Origin of the sequence: Nocardiopsis exhalans (assembly GCF_024134545.1) — a bacterium.
Taxonomy (GTDB): Bacteria; Actinomycetota; Actinomycetes; order Streptosporangiales; family Streptosporangiaceae; genus Nocardiopsis; species Nocardiopsis exhalans.
In genome coordinates this window covers 2,693,336-2,713,206 of the sequence record NZ_CP099837.1, presented here as the reverse complement: position 1 = coordinate 2,713,206, position 19,871 = coordinate 2,693,336, and the positions used below count along the sequence as shown (strand labels likewise).

The 19,871-nt window shown below is 69.5% G+C and carries 21 protein-coding genes; 3 read left to right on the top strand and 18 right to left on the bottom strand.

The annotated features are described in order from the left end of the window. Complete coding sequence (locus NE857_RS12115) at window positions 1-501, bottom strand: MarR family winged helix-turn-helix transcriptional regulator (protein WP_254421066.1); 501 nt, start codon at window positions 499-501, stop codon at window positions 1-3. Window positions 502-789: 288 nt separating this feature from the next. Here NE857_RS12115 and NE857_RS12110 point away from each other — a divergent pair, with 288 nt between their 5' ends. Then, on the top strand, window positions 790-999 hold the full coding sequence (locus NE857_RS12110; protein ID WP_254421065.1) for a hypothetical protein: 210 nt from the start codon (window positions 790-792) through the stop codon (window positions 997-999). Window positions 1,000-1,201: 202 nt separating this feature from the next. Here the strand turns inward: NE857_RS12110 and der are convergent, their stop codons facing one another. From der to NE857_RS12035, 15 genes are all read right to left on the bottom strand, one after another. Further along, window positions 1,202-2,641, bottom strand: coding sequence for a ribosome biogenesis GTPase Der (gene der, locus NE857_RS12105; protein WP_017579899.1), 1,440 nt, complete (start codon window positions 2,639-2,641; stop codon window positions 1,202-1,204). Between the two features lie 242 nt (window positions 2,642-2,883). Then, window positions 2,884-3,582 carry a (d)CMP kinase gene (gene cmk / locus NE857_RS12100; protein WP_254421064.1) on the bottom strand — a complete coding sequence of 233 codons (699 nt, stop codon included), beginning with the start codon at window positions 3,580-3,582 and terminating at the stop codon, window positions 2,884-2,886. 168 nt (window positions 3,583-3,750) lie between these two features. Next, entirely contained in the window at window positions 3,751-4,914 is a 1,164-nt protein-coding gene (locus NE857_RS12095) for a prephenate dehydrogenase (protein WP_254421063.1), read from the bottom strand. 196 nt (window positions 4,915-5,110) lie between these two features. Continuing rightward, window positions 5,111-6,241 carry a hypothetical protein gene (locus NE857_RS12090; RefSeq protein WP_254421062.1) on the bottom strand — a complete coding sequence of 377 codons (1,131 nt, stop codon included), beginning with the start codon at window positions 6,239-6,241 and terminating at the stop codon, window positions 5,111-5,113. After that, on the bottom strand, window positions 6,238-7,410 hold the full coding sequence (locus tag NE857_RS12085) for a nucleotide disphospho-sugar-binding domain-containing protein (protein ID WP_254421061.1): 1,173 nt from the start codon (window positions 7,408-7,410) through the stop codon (window positions 6,238-6,240). Before NE857_RS12085 ends, NE857_RS12090 begins: the two co-directional genes overlap by 4 nt. Then, window positions 7,407-8,669, bottom strand: a complete 1,263-nt coding sequence (locus tag NE857_RS12080) for an MFS transporter (protein WP_254421060.1) — start codon at window positions 8,667-8,669, stop codon at window positions 7,407-7,409. The genes NE857_RS12085 and NE857_RS12080 overlap by 4 nt, the downstream gene beginning before the upstream one ends. Next, window positions 8,666-9,379, bottom strand: a complete 714-nt coding sequence (locus NE857_RS12075; protein ID WP_254421059.1) for a flavodoxin family protein — start codon at window positions 9,377-9,379, stop codon at window positions 8,666-8,668. Before NE857_RS12075 ends, NE857_RS12080 begins: the two co-directional genes overlap by 4 nt. Then, a complete protein-coding gene (locus NE857_RS12070; protein ID WP_254421058.1) occupies window positions 9,376-9,948 on the bottom strand; it encodes an anthranilate synthase component II in 573 nt (190 codons plus the stop codon). Before NE857_RS12070 ends, NE857_RS12075 begins: the two co-directional genes overlap by 4 nt. Next, entirely contained in the window at window positions 9,945-11,477 is a 1,533-nt protein-coding gene (locus NE857_RS12065) for an anthranilate synthase component I family protein (protein ID WP_254421057.1), read from the bottom strand. Before NE857_RS12065 ends, NE857_RS12070 begins: the two co-directional genes overlap by 4 nt. A gap of 387 nt (window positions 11,478-11,864) precedes the next feature. Further along, window positions 11,865-12,227 (bottom strand): chorismate mutase, encoded by a 363-nt coding sequence (gene aroH, locus NE857_RS12060; protein ID WP_254421056.1) that lies wholly within the window; start codon window positions 12,225-12,227, stop codon window positions 11,865-11,867. A gap of 120 nt (window positions 12,228-12,347) precedes the next feature. Further along, window positions 12,348-14,393 (bottom strand): pseudouridine synthase, encoded by a 2,046-nt coding sequence (locus tag NE857_RS12055; protein WP_254421055.1) that lies wholly within the window; start codon window positions 14,391-14,393, stop codon window positions 12,348-12,350. After that, window positions 14,380-14,979, bottom strand: coding sequence for an SMC-Scp complex subunit ScpB (gene scpB, locus NE857_RS12050; protein ID WP_254421054.1), 600 nt, complete (start codon window positions 14,977-14,979; stop codon window positions 14,380-14,382). Before scpB ends, NE857_RS12055 begins: the two co-directional genes overlap by 14 nt. Beyond that, on the bottom strand, window positions 14,976-15,830 hold the full coding sequence (locus NE857_RS12045; RefSeq protein ID WP_254421053.1) for a segregation and condensation protein A: 855 nt from the start codon (window positions 15,828-15,830) through the stop codon (window positions 14,976-14,978). Before NE857_RS12045 ends, scpB begins: the two co-directional genes overlap by 4 nt. 787 nt (window positions 15,831-16,617) lie before the next feature. Beyond that, complete coding sequence (locus tag NE857_RS12040) at window positions 16,618-16,782, bottom strand: DUF397 domain-containing protein (RefSeq protein WP_254421052.1); 165 nt, start codon at window positions 16,780-16,782, stop codon at window positions 16,618-16,620. Continuing rightward, window positions 16,779-17,543, bottom strand: coding sequence for a helix-turn-helix domain-containing protein (locus NE857_RS12035; protein WP_254421051.1), 765 nt, complete (start codon window positions 17,541-17,543; stop codon window positions 16,779-16,781). Before NE857_RS12035 ends, NE857_RS12040 begins: the two co-directional genes overlap by 4 nt. 144 nt (window positions 17,544-17,687) lie before the next feature. Here NE857_RS12035 and NE857_RS12030 point away from each other — a divergent pair, with 144 nt between their 5' ends. Then, window positions 17,688-17,924 carry a hypothetical protein gene (locus tag NE857_RS12030; RefSeq protein ID WP_254421050.1) on the top strand — a complete coding sequence of 79 codons (237 nt, stop codon included), beginning with the start codon at window positions 17,688-17,690 and terminating at the stop codon, window positions 17,922-17,924. Then, a complete protein-coding gene (locus NE857_RS12025; protein WP_254421049.1) occupies window positions 17,924-18,139 on the top strand; it encodes a helix-turn-helix domain-containing protein in 216 nt (71 codons plus the stop codon). Before NE857_RS12030 ends, NE857_RS12025 begins: the two co-directional genes overlap by 1 nt. A 94-nt stretch (window positions 18,140-18,233) precedes the next feature. On the opposite strand, the gene NE857_RS12020 is transcribed toward NE857_RS12025, so the two are convergent. Continuing rightward, window positions 18,234-18,635 carry a hypothetical protein gene (locus NE857_RS12020; protein WP_254421048.1) on the bottom strand — a complete coding sequence of 134 codons (402 nt, stop codon included), beginning with the start codon at window positions 18,633-18,635 and terminating at the stop codon, window positions 18,234-18,236. After that, window positions 18,632-19,591: a ParA family protein gene (locus NE857_RS12015; RefSeq protein ID WP_017579880.1), complete on the bottom strand. Its 960-nt coding sequence runs from the start codon at window positions 19,589-19,591 to the stop codon at window positions 18,632-18,634. Before NE857_RS12015 ends, NE857_RS12020 begins: the two co-directional genes overlap by 4 nt. Window positions 19,592-19,871: the final 280 nt, after the last annotated feature.

Here is a 19,871-nt window from a genome sequence, read left to right as displayed (position 1 = left end):
TCAGCCGGAGCCGTCGCCGCTCTTGGAGCCGGGCTCCCCTGCCTCGGCGCGGCCCGCTTTGGTGATCACCTGTTGGAGCGCGCTGTTCAGATCCTGGAGTTGGCCCATGTCAAGACCCAGGCGTTCCATCATCTGGGCGGGGATGGACTCCGCCTGGCTGCGCAGTTCACGGCCTTGTGGAGTGAGCCTGACCGTCAGCCGACGCTCGTTCTCGGCCGCTCTCTCCCGCACTACCAGCCCTGAGGCCTCAAGACGCTTGAGCAGCGGCGAGACCGTTGCGGACTCCAACTCCAACATCTGCGCGATCTCACCGACGGACAGCGGTTCGAACTGCCACAACGCCAGCATGACCAGGTACTGGGGATGCGTGAGCCCGAGGGGCGCCAGCACCGGCCGGTACAGGCCGATGACCATGCGCGAGGCCACCGCCAGAGAGAAGCAGACCTGGTGTTCCAGGGCCAGCGGATCGTCCAGCTGCTGCTCCTCGGCCAAATAACCCACCTCGATGTGTCTGCTCCAGCACGCGTAAGACGATCATACTCAGGATTAGCTCACTAATACTTAGCCCACGAACACCGGATCGGGATTGAGTCCCCGCAGCTGGACCGTCGGTGCGCCCTCGATCGCGCAGAAGGAGAGTCCGTGGCCGCGCAGGCAGTTTCCCCGAAGCCCGCCTCGCATGTTCGTGGGCTATCATTTAGTGCACTAACAATATGGCTCAAGGAAGGGGCTTCTCCACGAGCCCCGGGTGAGCGCCAGCGACTCCACCGAACTGCGAGGGAAACGGCCATGGACAAACCGCACGGGAAAGACTCGTTCTCCTTGCTGTACAGGATGGGGTTCCGTATCAACTACGCGCTCCTGCAGGTCATGGGCCCAGCCGCCCTGAGCCCCGAGGCCGACCCACGCCTGCGGGCCAAGAGGGATTACGAACGCCGCCGCGAACTCCACCGGGCGTGGAAGGCGCAGCAGCGATCCCAGGCGAGCGCCCATGACTGAAGCCATGGGTTCGCGGGTGGACGTCCGCCTGGCTGGTGGGTCCGACCTCCCGATTCCAGCACCGCCACTGGCCGAAGGGCACGGGGCCGGTTGACGGGCGACCCGCGCCCCCTCACCACGGTGGCCGACGTACCCGTCCGGAAAACGACGAAGCCCGTGACCGGGACGGTGTCCGGTCACGGGCCGAGGGCTGAACGCCGGGTTAGCGGCGGCCGCCGCCGCGCGGCTTGCGGTCCGGACGCACACTGCCCTTGGAGGCGCGGCCCGGGGTCGCGCCCTTCTTCTCGCGGATCCGCATGCTGATGTGCACCGGGGTCCCCTCGAAGCCGAAGTCCTCGCGCAGCCGGCGCTCGATGAAGCGGCGGTAGTTGTCCTCGAGGAAACCGGTCGTGAACAGGATGAAGTGCGGCGGACGCGCACCGGCCTGGGTGGCGAACAGGATCTTGGGCTGCTTGCCGCCACGCACCGGCGGCGGGGTGGCCGCCACCAGCTCCTTGAGCCAGTTGTTGAGCTGACCCGTGGAGATGCGCTGGTTGAAACCGGCCAGACTGGTCTCGATCGCCGGAACGAGCCGCTCCATGTGGCGGCCGGTGGCCGCGGAGATGTTCACCCGGGGCGCCCAGGAGACCCGCGCCAGCTGGCGGTCGATCTCCTTCTCCAGGTAGACGCGGCGCTCCTCGTCGAGGATGTCCCACTTGTTGAAGGCCAGGACCAGACCGCGACCGGCCTCCACGACCTGCTCCACGACCCGGATGTCCTGCTCGGCCAGCGGCTCGCTGACGTCCATCAGCACCACGGCCACCTCGGCCCGCTCCAGGGCGGTGCCGGTGCGCATGGTCGCGTAGTAGTCGGCGCCCTGGAGTGCGCGGAACCGGCGGCGGATACCGGCGGTGTCGATGAACTTCCAGGTCTTGCCGCCCAGCTCGATCAGCTCGTCGACCGCGTCACGGGTGGTACCCGCCACGGAGTCCACGACCACGCGGTCCTCACCGGCGAGCCGGTTCAGCAGGCTGGACTTGCCCACGTTGGGGCGGCCCAGCAGGGCGATCCGGGACGGGCCGTCCTCGTCGTCGTCCTCCCCCTGACCCTCGGGGGTCTCGGGGAAGGCCTCCACGACGGCGTCCAGCATGTCGCCGGTACCGCGGCCGTGCAGGGCGCTGATCGCGAAGGGCTGACCCACGCCCAGGTTCCACAGGCCAAGCGCGTCAGCCTCCTGCTGCCCGCCGTCGACCTTGTTGGCGGCCAGCACCACGGGCTTCTTGGTGGCGCGCAGGACGCGGGTGACCGCGGCGTCGGCGTCGGTGATGCCCACGGTCGCGTCGACCACGAACAGGATCACGTCGGCGGTCTGCGCGGCGTACTCGGCCTGGCGGGCGACCATCGCGGCCAGGCCGCTGACGCTGGTCTCCCAACCGCCGGTGTCCACCAGCGTGAAGCGGTGGTTCTGCCACTCGGCGTCGTAGGCCACCCGGTCACGGGTCACACCCGGGACGTCCTCGACCACGGCCTCACGGCGGCCGATGATCCGGTTGACCAGACTGGACTTACCGACGTTGGGTCGGCCGACGACGGCGACGACGGGCAGTGCCGCCTCCTCGCCCTCGGGCGCCACGCCCACGTCGGATACGTCGAACTCACTCATGTACTCATACTCCCGGTTCCAGGTCCTCACGCGCCCAGGATGCGTGCCGTGAGGATGTGTCAAGGATTCGACGCGATCGCCACGTGAATCACTCACGGGCGCCGCTGCGGGCGCCCGTGTCCTGCCACGAGGGGCAACCCCCGTGGATGATCTTGTGTTCCCCCTGACGGGGGTGGTGTGGCCGGTCTCTCCCCGGCCTCCCGCCCGGTGGGGCAGGTGCGACGCCCGCGCGCCGTCGGCCGTTAGGAGGCCTGAGCCTCGCGGGCCTCGTCGGCCAGCTTGACGACCAGGGCGATGACCTCGTCGAGGGTCAGGCCGGTGGTGTCGAGCTCGGTGGCGTCGGCGGTCTGCGTCAGCGGCGAGTGCTTGCGGCTGGAGTCCAGCTTGTCACGACGGGCCAGGTCGGCCTGGGTCGCCGCGACGTCACCGGTCCGGACCTCCTTGCTGCGCCGCTGCGCACGCGCCTCGGCGCTGGCGGTCAGGAACAGCTTGACGGGGGCCTCGGGGGCGACGACGGTCGTGATGTCACGGCCCTCGACCACGATACCCGCGCTCTCGTCGCGGGCAGCCTCGATGACCTCGCGCTGGGTCCGCACCAGCAGCTCACGCGCCTCGGGCACGGCCGAGACGGCGCTGACGTTGGTGGTGACCTCCTTGCCGCGGATCTCGGCAGCCACGTCACGGCCGTCCACCGTCACGGTGGGGGCGGACGGGTCACTGCCCATCACGATGACGGGTCGCTCGACGTTGGCGGCCACCGCGGCGGCGTCGTTGACGTCGATCTTGTTGTCCAGCATCCACCAGGTCAGGGCCCGGTACATGGCCCCGGTGTCGAGGTAGCGCAGGTCCCGCGCCTTGGCGACACCCTTGGCCGTGCTCGACTTGCCCGACCCGGAGGGACCGTCGATGGCGATGACGATGCCCTTGCCCTGCGCGCTCACTGCTGCTGACTCCCGAAATCACTGTGCCTGGGTGACGGCCGTACTTGCTACCGCCAACGCCTCAGCCTACCTGCGTGCGGAGCTCCGTAAAACGCTCGCGGAGCTCCGTGAGTTTACTTACGGAGCTCCCCACCAGAACACACGGCACCACACGCGCTCACGGGCGGGTCACACCCCCGGGTGCACCGACCAGCCGTCGGCGGAGAGCGCCTCGGCGAGGGTGTCCACGGCCTCGGGGAGCAGGTAAAGCTCAGCCACACCCAGCGGCAGGCCGGGGGTGTGCTCGATCCGTACGTCCTCGATGTTGACTCCCGCGGTAGCGGCCGCCGCGAACAGTCGGCCCAGCGCGCCGGGCTCGTCGGGGATGACCACGGGGATGACCGTGTACTCAGGGCGGCGGACCGCACCGTGCTTGCCAGGGATTCGGCCGTGTCCGCTGCGCCCCCGGGCGAGCAGGTCACGGACAGGCTCCATCTCGTCCGTTTCCGGGCCGTCCGCGGAGTCGGAGGCCGTCGCAGAGGCGGCTGCGGACTGGGCGTGCAGCGCCTCCGCGGTCGCGGCCAGGTCCGCGGCCACCTCGCGTAGGACATCGGCCACGGGTCCGGCGTTGTGGGTGAGGATCTCCGCCCACATGGACGGGTCGCCCCCGGCGATGCGGGTCACGTCGCGCACGCCCTGCCCGGCCAGGGTCAGCGCGGTCTCGTCCCCGCCAACCAGCCGGGCGGCCACCGCTGAGGATGCCACGTGCGGGGCATGCGAGACCAGAGCCACCGCACGGTCGTGCGCCTGCGCCTCCAGCACCAGCGGGTCGGCCCCGCACAGGCGGGCCAGCTCGGTGACGGCCGCGACTGAACCGGGGTCCGCCTTGCCGGTGGGGCATAGCGCCCAGGAACGGCCGAGGAACAGGTCGGCGCGGGCGGCGCCGGGGCCGTGCTTCTCCCGACCGCCCATGGGGTGGCCGGGCACGAAGGTCGCCATATCGCAGCCGAGTTGTTCGGCGCCTTCCAGCACACTCGACTTCACGCTGGCCACGTCGGTGTACACCTGGGCGAGGCCGCGGTCCTGGGCCTGACGGAGCACCGCCGGGACGACGGCGGGCGGGGCCGCGATCACCGCGATGTCGGCGGGCGCGGACTCGGCCGTCTCGTCCAGCGGACGCCCGGCGCCGAGGTCGCAGGCCAGCCGCAGAGAGGCGGTATCGGGGTCGAAGAGGGTGACGTCCACGTCGCGGGCGCGCAGGGCGAGCGCGATGGACGTTCCGATCAGGCCCGTGCCCACCACCGTGACCCGACGCAGTTCCGCCCGCCCCGCACCGGCCGTCTCCTCGCCCACAACGCTCCCTCGACTCGCTTCAGCTCGTACTCGATGCCCACGTGAGTGGGCACCCTCCCAGCCTACGGCCTCGTGACCTGGCCGCCCGCCCGCGCACGGCGCCGCCCGCGCAACTGTTCAACGGAACGGTCCGGGCCCCGCCCCCTGAATCCGGGGTGCGGGGCCCATCGGCCACCGGCCCTCCCGTGGTTCCTCGTCAGCCCTTGAGCCACTCCTCTCGCACCTCGGTCGGCTCGGCCGCCCCGTACCGCATGGCGTCCAGCACGAAGGTGACGGTGTGGTCCCGGACGGTTTCCAGGGTCTCGACGGGCACGTAGCGGCGGAAGACCCCGGGTAGGACGGTCCCCAGCGCCGCCTCCGCCACGGGATCGAGGCGGCCGCGTTCGAGGTGCTCAGCACGCAGTCCGGAGCCCAGCCCGTTGGCGTACCAGACCGTCCAGAGCTCGAACAGCACGGTCCGGTGAAGCAACCGGGTGAGCTCGGGCCCGTGTTCGCGCGCGACGCGAGTGATCGTCTCCTCGAAGCGCTCGGCCAACAGGGCGGGTTCGACCTGTTCGGGCAGCGCCTGCGCGACCGGGGTTCCGACGAACGCCGGCGGCGCTTGGGGAGAATCATCGAAGACCTCGGCCGTGGCGCGCATCCAGCCGATGTGCGCCAACCGGGGAGCGCTCCCCGAAGACACATTCTCCTCAGCCCGGGGCGGTGGTCCGAAGCAGACGGATCGTCGCACCCCCTGGAAGGCGTTCCCGGTCAGGCTCGGGGTGGTTCCGTTCGTGTCGTGTTCCACGAGGTTGGGCACCGAGACCAGCTGGCGCACGCCCCGGTCGTTGAGGAAACCCCGCAGCGCGACGTCGTCCGGGGTGGCGGGGTCGAGCCCGCGCGCGTGTTCGGCGAACGCCAGCGCCACCGGGGTCGGCAGGACCAGCGCCAACGACGGCACGTAGGGGTCGACGACCGGTGCCGTGGCCTCGCCCGCCAGGGCAGCGATCCGGACCCGGGTCGCGGTACGGCACCCCCACTCGGTGAACAGGCTGATCGCGGCGTCGGGCGCCCGGGATACCAGGTCGACCACGCGTGCGGCCAGGCCCTCGACCGGCAGGGCGTCGTCCTGGAGCACGATGTGGTGGCTCGCACCCGCGGCCGTCGCCCACGCCGCCGCGGAGGTCACGATCGTGGAGCCCGCCCCGGGGTCCTCGACGACCGTCGGGGCCGGCTCGGAGCAGAGCCCGGCCAGGCGCTCGGCGTGCTCGCGACGGCGGGCGTGGGTCATGATCGCCCAGGTCAGGCTGATGCCCCTGTCCATGTCCGTGTCCGTGTCCGTGCTCATGAGAGGATCGCGCTCCTCTCCACGGCCGCGACCAGGTCCCCGGCCGCTGCGGTCCCGCGCAGCCTTCCGGCGAAGTGTTCCGAGGCCTCCTGACGCTCGGCGGACAGAGCGGCCTTGACCGCGACACCGAGGCGATCGGTCAGGGCGTCGGCCGACAGGACCTCCGCCATCCCGAGTTCGGCCACCCGCCGCCCGTTCCGCTCCTGTTCGGCGGTCTCCGGGACGCAGACCATGGGTGTCCCGGCGATCAGCCCGTCCACCAGGGTGCCGTGCCCGCCATGCACCACCGCCGCGTCCGAGGCGCGCATGAGGTCGACCGCGTCCCGGCGGAACCCCGTGACCCGGACCCGCTCGGGATAGGCACGCGCCACCTCGCCCTCGGGCTCGCGGGCGAGCACGACCTCCGCCTGAACGTCCGCGGGCAGGGCGGCCACCAGGCCGTCGAGCACGGCCTGCGACCAGGCGCCGCCGCCCAGAAGCACGGAGACGAGCCGGTCCCGGCCGCGCCGCTGCGGCAGCTCCGCGCGCGGGGTGCCCGCGACGCGCAGTGTGTCCGCTGCCACGATCGGGCCGACGTGCCGGATCTCGGGGACCAGGGAGGCCACCAGCGCCATGGTCTCGGCGGGCACCTCGGTCAGCGGGTCGAGCACCGGTAGGTCGGGGACGAGCATCGTGTCCCCCAACACCGCTCGGGCGTGTTCCTCGCCCACCCCGGCCCCGTCCAGCGTCACCAGCAGCTCGGGCAGGATGACGTGCATGGGGTTCTGGAACAGCCGCAGGTTGTGCAGGCTGCACGCGGGGATCCCCCGCAGGGACGCGGCGACCGGGGCCGTGTTGCGCATGTCCGCCACCACCGCGTCGGGTGCGTAGTCGTCGATGAGAGCGAGCTCGTCCTCCAGGCACATCGACACGTAAGCCGGGCTGGCCAGGCGGCCGCGGACGAACCCGCGCAGCGCCTCCCGGTCGCGGATCCCGGTCCAGGCCGGGGCCGGTTCGATCTCGCGGACCGGCCGCCAGCCGACCCCCCGCGACTCCACGACGGCGCGCACGGACTCATGGCAGGCCACGACGGCGTCGTGCCCGGCCGCGACCAGAAGTTCGGCCGCGGTCACGCAGCGGACCACGTGGCCGAGGCTGCTGCGGCTGTACGCCACGAAAAGGACCTTCACGCGTTCTCCTTCGACACATCAGGCGACTCAGCACGCCGCACGAAAACCACAGAAAGCACGAAACCGAACGCGGCCAGCGAGGGCAGCGCCATGATCGTGAGAGCGGCCGGTGCCTGACCGGTGAGGTCGATCAGCACACCGCACAGCCCGCCGCCCAGCGGCACCGCGCCCCAGGCCGCCATCCGGCCGACGGCGTTGACCCGGCCCTGGAGGTGGGCGGGACAGCGCTGCTGGCGCACCGAGATGCTCACGATCATCGCGATGGTGTGGGCCGTGTTCCATCCCGCGAGCAGGACCAGCGCCACCACCCAGCCCGGTGACCACGCGTAGGCGACCAGGAGGACCACGTCGACGGCGAGCGTCACCGCCGACACCAGTACCGGGTCCAGGGACCTGAGCCGGGGCGTCAGCACGGCCGCGATCAGGGCGCCGACGCTGCACCCGGCGATGATCCAGCCAACCCGGATGTCGTCCGTGCGCAGGTCCAGCGACAGGTCGGAGAAGACCACGATGGTGCTGTAGACGGCGCCGCCGGAGATCCCGATCCCCGCCCCGGCCAGGGTGAGCACGCCCACCACCCGGTCGGAGCGGATGAACCGGAGGCCTTCGAGGATCTCCGACCAGCCGACCCGGTTCCCCTCCCTCCCCTGTGCCCCGTCGGCGGCGCTGCGTCCGGCCCTCAGGAAGGAGGTGAGGACCGCCGAGACCACGTAGGCCCCGGCGATCACCAGGAAGGCCCCGGCCAGACCGATCCTGTCCAGCAGGAAGAACCCGGCCGGGGCTGCGACCGCGTTCACGATCGTCGCAGCCATCCACAGGTGGCCGTTGGCCTGGAAGATGCGCTCGGGTCCCGCGACGGCGGGCACGAGCGCCGAGGACGCCACGTCGAACCAGACGAAGGCGCTCGACGCCAGGAACCCGATCACCAGGAAGACGGCGAACGGCGGTTCCGACAGCAGGACGACGGCCGGGACCAGGAGCAGCACCAACGCACTGACCACCTCGACCACGACCATCACCGTGCGCGGGCGCAACCGGTCGACGTAGGCCCCGGCGAACAGCCCGAAGAGCAGGAAGGGCACGACGTTCATCGCGCTCATCGAGGCGGCGGCGGTCGCCGAACCGGTGATGTCGTACACGTGCAGCGGCAGGAGCACCCAGGTCACGGCCGTGGCCGCGGTCGAGGCGGCGCGGCCGGACAGCATGAACCGGAAGTCGGACGAGCGCAGGACCGACGGCGCCGCGGCCCCGGTGCTCACGACAGCACCCCCAACCGGGTCTCGACACCGAGGGGAACGGGGATCGGCCGCCCGCGCAGCGCCTCGGCCAGTGCCAGCATCCGGTCGAGCATGGCCAGCATCGCCGACATGCCCTCCGTGTCGCGGGTGACGGTGTCGGGGCCGCCCGCGCGCACCGTGGCCGGAAACCCGCTGCCCGGGATGATGAGCCGGTTCAGGAGCAGGTTGTGCAGCATCTGCGCGTGTACGGACTCGTGTGCGTAGCGGCGGCCGACCACCACCACTCCCCCGACCTTGTTGGTGAGCGGCCGGTCGAACCGCAGCCGCCCGACCCCGGCGCGCTCGATGAAGGTCTGCATGAGGGAGGAGGCGCCGTAGCCGTACACGGGCGCGGTGTAGACGATCCCGTCCGCCCCGGTCATGACGCGGACGATGTCGGCGACGTCGTCGTCGACCGGGCAGGGGGTGCTCCGGGAGTTGCATCCTCCGCACCGGCAGGCCTGGATCCGCCGCTCGGCCAGGTGGATGACCTCCAGCTGGACGCCGCTCTCGGCGAGGTGCTCCTGGGCGACGGCCAGCGCGGCGGCGCTGCTTCCGTTCGCCCTTGCGGAGCCGTTGACGGCCACGAACGAGAGCCCTGTGTCCGGGAGTTCCGGGTTCGGGAGTGCCGTGTCCGTGGGACCCGTGTCCGGGAGTTCCGGGTCGGGGAATCCTGTGTTCGCCGCCGTCATGAGCGCCCTCCCCGGACGAAGTTGGCGATCATCTCGAAGCCGGTGCCCGTCGAGATGCTCTCGGGGTGGAACTGCACTCCCTCGACCGGCAGGGTCCGGTGGCGCAGACCCATGACCGTGCCGTCGTCGGCCTCGGCGGTGACCACGAGCGGCCCGGGTTCGGGCAACCGGCGGACGGCGAGCGAGTGGTAGCGGACCACGCTCACCTGCCCGCTCAGCCCCGCGAACAGGCCCTGTCCGTCGTGGCGCACCAGGCTGCTCTTGCCGTGCATCGGCCGGACCGCGTGGTCGACCGTGCCCTCGTAGGCCAGGGCGATGGCCTGGTGCCCGAGGCAGATCCCTAGGACGGGCTTGGCGCCCGCGACGGCCTGAAGGATCTCGACGTGGCCGGACTTGGCGGGGTGCCCCGGCCCGGGGCCGAGCACCACGGCGTCCTCCGGGGCGGCCAGGACGTCGGCCGGGCTCAGGTCACCGGAGCGGACGACCCGGGTCTGGGCGCCCGCCATTCTGAGGTACTGGTAGATGATGTGTGAAAAGCTGTCGAACGCGTCGACCAGAAGAACCCTCATGCCAGAGTCCCGCCCGTCGTCGCCTCGACCGCGGCGCTGAGTTTGGCGCGCGTCTCGTCCCATTCCGACCGCGGAACCGAATCCGCCACGATTCCCGCCGAGGCGCGGGAGGAAACGGTGTTCCCGGAGCAGAAGACGGAGCGGATGGTGAGGGCGAGATTGGCGTATCCGCCGATACCGATCACCCCGAATACGCCCGCGTAGAGACCGCGTGGGCTGGATTCGAGTGACTCGATGACCTCCATCGCCCGCACCTTCGGAGCGCCGGTCATGGTCCCGGCCGGAAAGGTGGCCCTGATGACGTCGAAGACGTCGAACCCCGGCTCCACCGTCGCCGTAACGGTCGAGACCAGGTGGAAGACGTGCGAATAGGGTTCCACCGCCATCATCACCGGGGTGCGCACCGAACCGGGCACCGCGACCCGGCCCAGGTCGTTGCGGCACAGGTCCACCAGCATGATGTGCTCGGCGTGCTCCTTCTCCGCGGTCCTCAGGTAGTGGACCGCCGCCTCGTCGGCGCTCTCGTCACCGGTGCGGCGGGCGGTCCCGGCGATGGGGCGCATGGTCGCGCCGCCGCCCTGGAGGAGGACGTGCAGTTCGGGGCTGGCGCTGAGCAGGGTGGTGTCCCGCAGCGGGAGCATGCCCATGAACGGCGACGGGTTGGTGCGGCGCATGCGCGCGTAGATCTCCCACGGCTGGAGCCCGCTGTCCAGCGTGACGTCGTAGCCGAGCTGCACCTGGTAGACGTCGCCGTCCCGGATGTGCTCCAGAGCGATGCCGACCCAGCCCAGGTAGTCGTCCCGGAGCACTTCGGGGGAGGCCTCCGCGTCCGTGCTCGGCGGGTGCGGCCGGGGCCCGGTTTCAGGGGCTGCTGCTGCGGCTCCGGAAGCGGCTCCGGCTCTGGCTGCGGCGCGTTCGACGGCCGCGGCCACCCGGTCCGGGTCGACCGCCTGCCATAAATCGCTGTGCGCGGTGGTCAGGGTTCCTGCGCCGGTCCGCAGGTCGACCTCGAGGATCGAGGCGTACAGGGTGAGCGCCAGGTCCGGGACCCGAGCCCGGTCGCGCGGGATGGAGCGCGGCAGCGCCTCGACGTACTGGACGGCGTCGTAGGACAGGACGGTCAGGAACCCGAAGTCGGGCCGCGCGTCCGAGGCCTGCGGTGCGTCGAAGCAGCCGGTGATCTCCCGCAGGACGTCCCAGAGGCGGGTGGGCTCGTCCAACACCGCCCCGCCCCCGGCCTGCTCCTGCTGCCGGGTCAGGCCCGGTACCGCCTCCCGCAGCGTTCCCCACAGCGCCTCTCGGAGTGCGGTGTCGCCGGTGATCTCGATCCGGCTGTCCAGCACCTCGGTGGTGACCAGGGGGCCGATGCCGATGATCGCCCGTTCACGGTCCCGGTCGGGGCCGCCCAGCGACTCCAGTAGGTAGACGGCCCGCTCCCCGAACTCCGCTTGGAGTTCCCGGGCGACGTCGAACGTCTCCTCGACGAACATGGTGCGGCGTTCGAGCCGGACACCGATGGACTTACGCACGACTTCTCCGTTCCAGTCCGAACTGTCCACTGGGACAGCCCGAAACAAAGGGTCATTTCGCACGACGAAAACCGGAAGGGGTTTCGAGGCACACAAAGAAAGGCCCTGGGCTGGCGTAAAAGAAGTGCTGTCCGGAACTTGTGGTTCCGATCCAGCGCCCCGCCGCGAGGAATTCGGAGAACTCCCGCGGCGGCACACGGCTCACGGCCGGGCGGGCAACCCGAACCGTAAAGAAACCTTACAACAAGACCTCGGGGGCCTGTTCACTCACCCCGAGGTCCATTCGATCCGATGATCCGATGACCAATGCGGACCAGGCGATATCCGAATTCGCCTGGTCCGCGCTGACGTCGTTGATGGTGTTGCCCCTTGCCCGGAGGACCCCGATTACTGGGCGATGTCCAGCCGCAGTGCCTGGGCGCCCCGCAGGTAGACGTGCTGGACCTCGGAGCGGGTCCGGTCGGTCTCCACGTGCGCCATCAGCCGCACCACACGCGGCAGGGCGTGCGGAACGGCGATCTCGGTCGCGCACATCAGCGGAACGTCGGCGAAACCCACCTTGCGCGCCGCCAGCGCGGGGAACTCGCTGGTCAGGTCAGGGGTCGCGGTGAACACCACGCTGATCACGTCGTCCGTGGTGAGCTCGTTGCGCCGCATCACCTCGGCCACCAGCTCGGCCGTGGCCTCCAGCACCTGTTCGCGTTCGTCCGCGTCGACCTGCACCGCACCGCGGATGGCCCGTACCGCCACGTTCGATCCCGCCTTCAGTCCTCGTCATCCGGGCCGACCCTCGCAGAGGAAACGAGAGACGGCGGCCGCTCCCCGTGTTCGGGGTGCGACCGCCGTCAACTGTAGCGACAGACCTCGTGGTTAGAGGCCCGCGGCCTTGTACAGCTCGCCGACCTCACGCGAGCTGAGCGCCCGCATGGTGCCCAGACGCAGGTTGTTCAGGTCGATCGGACCGACCTGGGTACGCGCCAGGTCCGCGACCGGGTGGCCCACCGCCTCCATGAGGCGACGCACGATGTGCTTGCGGCCCTCGTGCAGACGGATCTCCACCATGGCCTGGTCGGAGTCGTTGTCGACCACGCGGAAGGAGTCGACCTTGACCGGCCCGTCGTCCAGCTCCACGCCCTTCTCGATCTGGCGCACCACGCGGTGCGGCACCGGGCCGTCCACCTTCGCGACGTAGGTCTTGATGACCTTGTAGCGCGGGTGGGTGAGCCGGTTGGCGAGGTCACCGTCGTTGGTCAGCAGGATGAGACCCTCGGTCTCGGTGTCCAGACGGCCCACGTGGAAGATGCGCTCGGCGGTCTGACCGGCGTAGTCGGCCAGAGTCGGGCGGCCCTCCGGGTCCCACATGGTGCTGACCACGCCGCGCGGCTTGTTCAGCGCGAAGTACAGCTTGTCCGGGGCGGTGACCACGCGCATGTCGTCCACGCGGATCTCGGAGGCCTCGGGGTCGACCCGGGCACCGAAGCGGCGGACGATCTGGCCGTCCACGCTCACCCGGCCGGCCGCGATCATCTCCTCGCTGGCGCGACGGCTGGCGACACCGGCCGCGGCCAGCGCCTTCTGGAGCCGGATGCCGTTGGGCACATCCGTGTAGGTGTCCCGGGGGTCACCGGCGTGCCGGTCCTCGTCACGCGGGTTGTAGTCCGCGCGCAGGGCGTTGAGGCGCTCACGGGCGGCCTTGGAGAGCTGGTTCTCGCTCTTGACGTCCCGGACCGGGGCGTGATCGCGACGGATCGGGCGCTGGTCGGGGTCGCGGCCCTCGTCACGGCGGGGGCGGTCGTCACGGTTCCGCGGACGTCCGCCACGGTTGTCGTCACGGCGCTGGTAACCGCCGCCGCGCTTGTCGCCACCCGCCATGCGGCGGCCCTGGGCGTCCCGGCGGGGACGGTCCTCACGGTTCTTGAAGTCGCCACCGTGCCGGTCGTCGCGACGGGGGCGGTCGTCGCGGCCCCGATCGTCGCGGCGCGGACGGTCGTCACGGTCGAAGCGACCACCACGGCTGTCGTCACGGCCCTGCGGACGACGGTCACGGTCATCACGACGCTCGAAGGAACGGCCACCACGGTCGTCACGACCCTGGTAACCACCACGGCCACGGTCGTCACGGCTCTGGTAGCCGCCACCGCGCTTGTCGTCACGCTTGTCATCGCGGCCCTGGTAACCACCACGGCCACGGTCATCGCGGCCCCGGTCGTCACGACGGTCGCGGTCGCCCCGGTAGCCGCCGCGGTTGTCGTCACGGCGCTCGAAGGAGCGCCCGCCACGGTCATCGCGGCTCTTGAAACCACCACCGCGGTTGTCGTCACGGCCCTGGTAACCGCCACGGCCGCGGTCGTCACGGCTGCGGTCGTCGCGGCGCGGACGGTCGTCACGGTCGAAGCGACCACCACGGCTGTCGTCACGGCCCTGCGGACGACGGTCACGGTCATCACGACGCTCGAAGGAACGGCCACCACGGTCGTCACGACCCTGGTAACCACCGCCGCGCTTGTCATCACGGCCCTGGTAACCACCACGGCCACGGTCATCGCGGCCCCGGTCGTCACGGCCCTGCGGGCGACGGTCACGGTCGTCGCGACGCTCGAAGGAACGGCCACCACGGTCGTCACGGCTCTGGTAGCCGCCACCGCGCCTGTCGTCACGCTTGTCATCGCGGCCCTGGTAACCACCGCGGCCTCGGTTGTCGTCCCGGCCCTGGTAACCACCACGGCTGCGGTCGTCGCGACCGCGGTCATCGCGTCGGGGGCGGTCGTCCCGCTCGTAGCGTCCGCCACCACGGCGGTCGTCCCGGTTTCGGTCGTCGCGGGGGCCTCGGCCGCCGCGGTTGTCGTAGTCGCCGCGCTCACCGCGCGGGGCGTCGTCCCGTGCACCACGGGAACGTTCGTTATTAGGTGTGCTCACCGGTGTCGTCAAGACCTTCGATGTCGTCGGGGAGGAACGGCGCCAGATCAGGCAGTTCGTCCAGGCCTCGCAGGCCCAGCCGTTCCAGGAAATAGGAAGTGGTCCGATACAGCAGCGCACCGGACTCGGGATCGTGTCCGGCCTCTTCGATCAGGCCCCTCAGTACGAGGGTACGCATAACCCCGTCGCAGTTGACCCCACGTACCGCGGAGACCCTGCCACGTGAGACCGGTTGGCGGTAGGCGACGACGGCCATCGTCTCCAGTGCGGCCTGGGTGAGCCGCACTTCCTGCCCTTCCTTGAGGAAGTGCTCGACGATGTCGGCGCACTCGGGCCGCGTGTACACACGCCACCCGTCGGCCACCGCACGTAGGTCGAAACCACGGCCCTGTGCGGTGTATTCCCGGGAGAGCTCCTCCAGGGCGCGGGTGACCAGGTCCAGTGGCACGTCCATGGCGCGGGCCAGGTCGTACTCGGAGACGGGCTGGTCCACCACCATGAGCACTGCTTCCAAATCGCGGCGCAGGGTGGGCGGGACGGGCGGCACGGAGACATCACCCACACCGGCGGTGTGCTCTGCGGTCATGACTGCTCCCCGGATGTGGTCTCGGCGGCGGGTCCCGCCTCTTCGTCGTATTCGGACTCCAGCTCGACGTCCGCGTCGCCGCCGGTCCAGGTGACGGTGAGTTCGCCCAGTGGTTCGGGCTGGTCGAAGCCGACGTTCGAGGCCCGGTACAGCTCCAGCAGGGCGAGGAACCGGGCGACGACCTCGAAGGTACCGGTGCACTCGACCGTCAGCTGCGCGAACGTCAGCCGTCCCGCCTCGCGCAGTTCGGCCGCCATCAGCTCACCTTGTTCCTTCACCGACGTCTTGGTGAGGTGGATGTGGGTGACCGAGACGCTCGGCGGTTCCTTGGGCGTGAACACCATCCCGGCCAGGGCGGCGAACTCCTGCGGGCCGAGCTTGAAGAACACGTCCGGGCGCATCCCCGCGAACTGTTCTTCCAAGGGGACGGCTCGCGCGTACCGGCGGCCCTGTGCGGCCAGCCGCTCGCGCATGAACGAGGCGACCTCCTTGTAGGCCCGGTACTGGAGCAGCCGGGCGAACAGCAGGTCGCGGGCTTCGAGCAGGGCGAGGTCGGCTTCGTCCTCGACGTCGCCGCGCGGGAGGAGCCGTGCGGCCTTGAGGTCGAGGAGGGTGGCCGCGACCAGCAGGAAGTTACTGGCCTGGTCCAGGTCCCAGTCGTCGCCGAACGTGCGGATGTGCGCGATGAACTCGTCGGTGACCTTCGACAGCGATACCTCGGTGATGTCCAGCTTGTGCTTGGAGATCAGCCCGAGGAGTAGGTCGAAGGGCCCCTCGAAGTTGTCCAGGTGTACCTGGAAACCAACGTCTTCGCTGGTGGAGGTGGCTTCCTCGGAGGACTCGGCACTCATTCACCCAGCTTCCCAGCTTGCTCGCCCAGATGGGTAATCACGACGCGAGGCCCCGACGTGGTCCGGATGCTGTTGGCGAGTCCAGGCGGAGGCCGGGTCGGGCCCCGCTCCCCGCCGCTCGATGGTTGCCGTCTGCGCTGCGCGCCTCAAGGTCGTCGCATCGAGGGCTTCGCCCGCAGGGCGCTCCACCCTGACCCGCTTCGCTACGACGGCGGTGGGCGGCCATCGGCAAACGGGGGAGGAGCGGTCGGGGTGGCAGACGGCCCCCAAGGGGCCCAACGGCAACTGCCAACTGCACGCTGCACGGCCTTCGGCCGGAGCCCTCCACCGGCCTGCGGGCAACGCCTGAACGTGTCGCGGCCGGTCAAGGTGGGCCACGGAAAGCGGCAGCGAAGGAAGGAGCGCCCCCAGCTCAGCGGGGATCGGTGCTCGTGTCACGGCCGGTCAGGCGCCCCGACGAACAGCGACGGCGAAGACACCGCTCCCCCGACCCGGCGAGCACCCCCACCCGGCCACCCACTCGGCCACCCGGCCCGGTGGACAGACCGATCGAAGCGCCACCCCGGCCGGGTTTCGGCCCCTCCTTTCAGCGTGATCTTGCTACCAGAGGCGAAATCGGCGCCGAACTTGCTCCTGGTAGCAAGATCACCGAGGACCTGACGGTTACGGAAGCAACGGACACGTGTCAGTCCAGGTTTCGGACACCTTCACCCACCCGAAGCCCTCGGCCCCCACCCGGATTCGCCAGCAGCATCTGGTTCGCGTCGGGGACCTCACGTGTCGAGTCTCAGCGCTCCGTGTCGAGAAGGGCGCGCCACTCAGCAGCGGGGAACGACAGCGTCGCCGTGTCCCGGTTCTGGGTGTCCCGGACGTCCGCACCCGCCGGAGTCTCACGGACCTCGACACACTGACCGCCGGTGTTGCTGTAGCTGGACTTGTGCCAGTCACTCACGGTAGTTCCTCCAACAATTTTCGCGACTGTGGTTCGGGGAGAGCGATCGCGAACGCGCGTTTCACCAGTTCCGTCAGTCGATCGAAGTCGTCTGTTTCTCCGTAGACGACATTACCGGTCAGATGATCCGCACTCGCAGCCTTTCCGCCTTCAAGCAACCGGACCATCAGCATCGGTGTGATGACCCCGATCAAGGCCGACCCCTCCGGAACCAGGTGAAGCGACACCTTCTCCAATGACAGCAGGTGGGACACCTGTTCGGCACGGACTGCTTCGGGAACACACAGCAGTGCCGATACGGGGAAGACAGCGGACACCCACGGGTCATTCTGGGCCCGAAGCTGTTCATAGCGCGCGCACCGCAGCGCGGCCAGCCGCTGAACCTCATAGGCGGGCAACAACGGCTGCCCTTCGCGGAAGACGATCTCCGCGTATGAAGGGGATTGCAACAGTCCTGGGACCAACACGGGGGACACGTACTCGATCAGCGACGCGGCTTCTTCCAGCTTCCCCGCGTCCTGCATCCAGGGGAGCAGGGTCGACTCGGCCGTAAACCCCTCCCATTTGCGGAACAGGGCGCCGCGCAGCTCCAACGCCTTGTCCAGCCCCAGAGCATCGTCACGAGCCGGGACAAATTGGTCATTCTCCCAGCGGGAAATCGTGGACGACGATTTCCCTGCCTTCTTGGCGAGACGTCGAATCGTGTGACCAGCACGCTTGCGTTCTTTTGCGAGGTATGACCCGAAAGTATGCTCCGCCATGCTCCACACATTACGCATCGCGTTCCAGGCCAGACCAGACCCATTGGAGCTATAAATCAATTCCTGTGGAGCAAAGGCTTGTGGCACGACTCTGGACGCATGGACGGTTATGGACAGCTTCAAACGACCAAACGACTCAACCCCATGCAACTCCTCTCCGACGCCTTCGGGCAGCGGCGCATTCTCCGCTACATCGAGGGCAACAACCTGATCGTCAACGACCCCTACCTCCGGCAGAAGGTGGAAATCTCCTGGAGCGGGCGAGGCTACCGGTGGACCTCTCCCGGCGGCGACCTCTGTTCCGGGGACCCGGGGCACGTGGCGGACGTCGTGCACCAGATCATCCGTCAGTACGCGGGGATCTACCTGGAGGACCGCTGATGGCCGTCGACAGCCGCGAGGTCCTCATGGAGACCCACCGGGAGATGTACTTCAGCACCGGAGAGGCCGCCAGGGTCCTCGAACTCAGCACCAGCACTGTCAAGCGGCTGGAGAGCACCGGACATCTCCCCTCCCTGAAGAACCACAACGGGTGGCGGTTCTTCAACGCCGGAGACGTCTACGACTTCCTCGACGAGCTCGGGGCAGACACATGACAGAAGGGTGTCACCGGCCCGGATCAGCCGGTGACACCCCCAATCCTTCTTCCCCGTGTTCCGTCCGCTCCCCCAGCGGTCGGGTTCGGGGCTGTCAGTCCTCGGTCAACCGCCGCACCAGCATGCTGCTCTCGCCGTGCTCCTCGAAGTCGGCGAGAAGTACGGCGACGGCCTCCCGAACGAGGCGGCCGCGGTCGGCCGAGAGCCCGTGCTCCGCTCGGAGCGAGAGCCGGGTCTGTTCCAGGGCCAGCAGCTCGGGCCCGGAGACGTAGACGGTGATCTTCTCGTCGTGGCGCTGACGCCCGCTCGGCTTGGGCGCGCGGCGCACCTTGGCCTTGGAGCGGCCGTTCGACTTGCGCGCGGGCCGTTCCGACGAGGTCTCGGCCGTGTTCTTTCGGTCCTGTTCCGGTACCTGGTACTGGCGCTCGGTCTCGACCGGCTCCTCCTCGGAGCCGGAAGGGCGGAAGAACAGCTCGTCCGCCCCGGGTAGCGTCACTCGTCGTGACCGCTGAGAGGCCACCTCGCCAGCACCTCCTTGGCCAGGGACCGGTAGGCGTTGGCCCCGGCCGAGGACGAGTCGAACCTGGTGATCGGCTCACCCGCCACAGTGGCGTCCGGAAAACGCACCGTGCGGTTGATGACCGTGCCGTACACCTTGTCGCCGAACCCGTCCACGATCGTGGACAGCACCTCGCGGGCGTGCAGGGTGCGCGGGTCGTACATCGTGCCGAGGAACCCGTCGATGACCAGGTCCTCGTTGAGGCGCTCCTGCACCTTCTGGATCGTGTCCATCAGCAGTGCCACACCGCGCAGCGCGAAGAACTCGCACTCCAGCGGCACGATGACCCCGTCAGCGGCGGTCAGCGCGTTGACGGTCAGCAGACCGAGCGACGGCTGGCAGTCGATGAGGATGACGTCGTAGTCGTTGATGACCGGGCGCAGCGCGCGTCCGAGCATCTGCTCACGGGCCACCTCGCCGACCAGCTGCACCTCGGCGGCTGACAGGTCGATGTTGCTCGGGATCAGGTCCAGACCCTCGATGTCCGTCTTGAGCAGGACGTCCTCCACCGTCACGTCCCGCTGCATGAGCAGGTTGTAGACGGTCAGGTCCAGCTCGCGCGGGTCCAGTCGGCCCAGTCCCACGGACAGCGCGCCCTGCGGGTCGAAGTCGACCAGCAGCACCCGTCTGCCGTACTCGGCGATGGCGGCGCCGAGGTTGATGGTGGTGGTGGTCTTACCGACCCCACCCTTCTGGTTACAGAGTGCTACAATCCGTGCCGGACCGTGTTCGTCGAGCGGCGTCGGCTCCGGATATGTACGCACGGGTCTCTTGGTGTGCAGATCCGCCCCCGTGTTACGTGTCGTCCCCCACGGGTTGTTCACCCGGTCGGTGAGGTCACCCCCGCCAACGGGTGCGGTGTTCGCCGCCTCGTCGTTCTCCGACCAGTTCACAACCCTTGACCTCCCCTACGGACCGGCCACGGCCCGATGGGACTCTTGACATCTCCCACGACTGGCCGCCGTCGGAAACTCAATATGTCGACAGCAACGTACCTCTGTGCGGCGACTCTAGAACGACGACACGACGCACTTCAACATGATCCGACCAGGATTCCCCCGCCTGCACAACCGGGAGGAACCGCTCGCACGTACCCGTCCTTCTCGTAGGAGAAGGGTACACATGACGCACGTCGGACTCACCCCGAACGCTCCACGGCTCCCCCTACCAGCA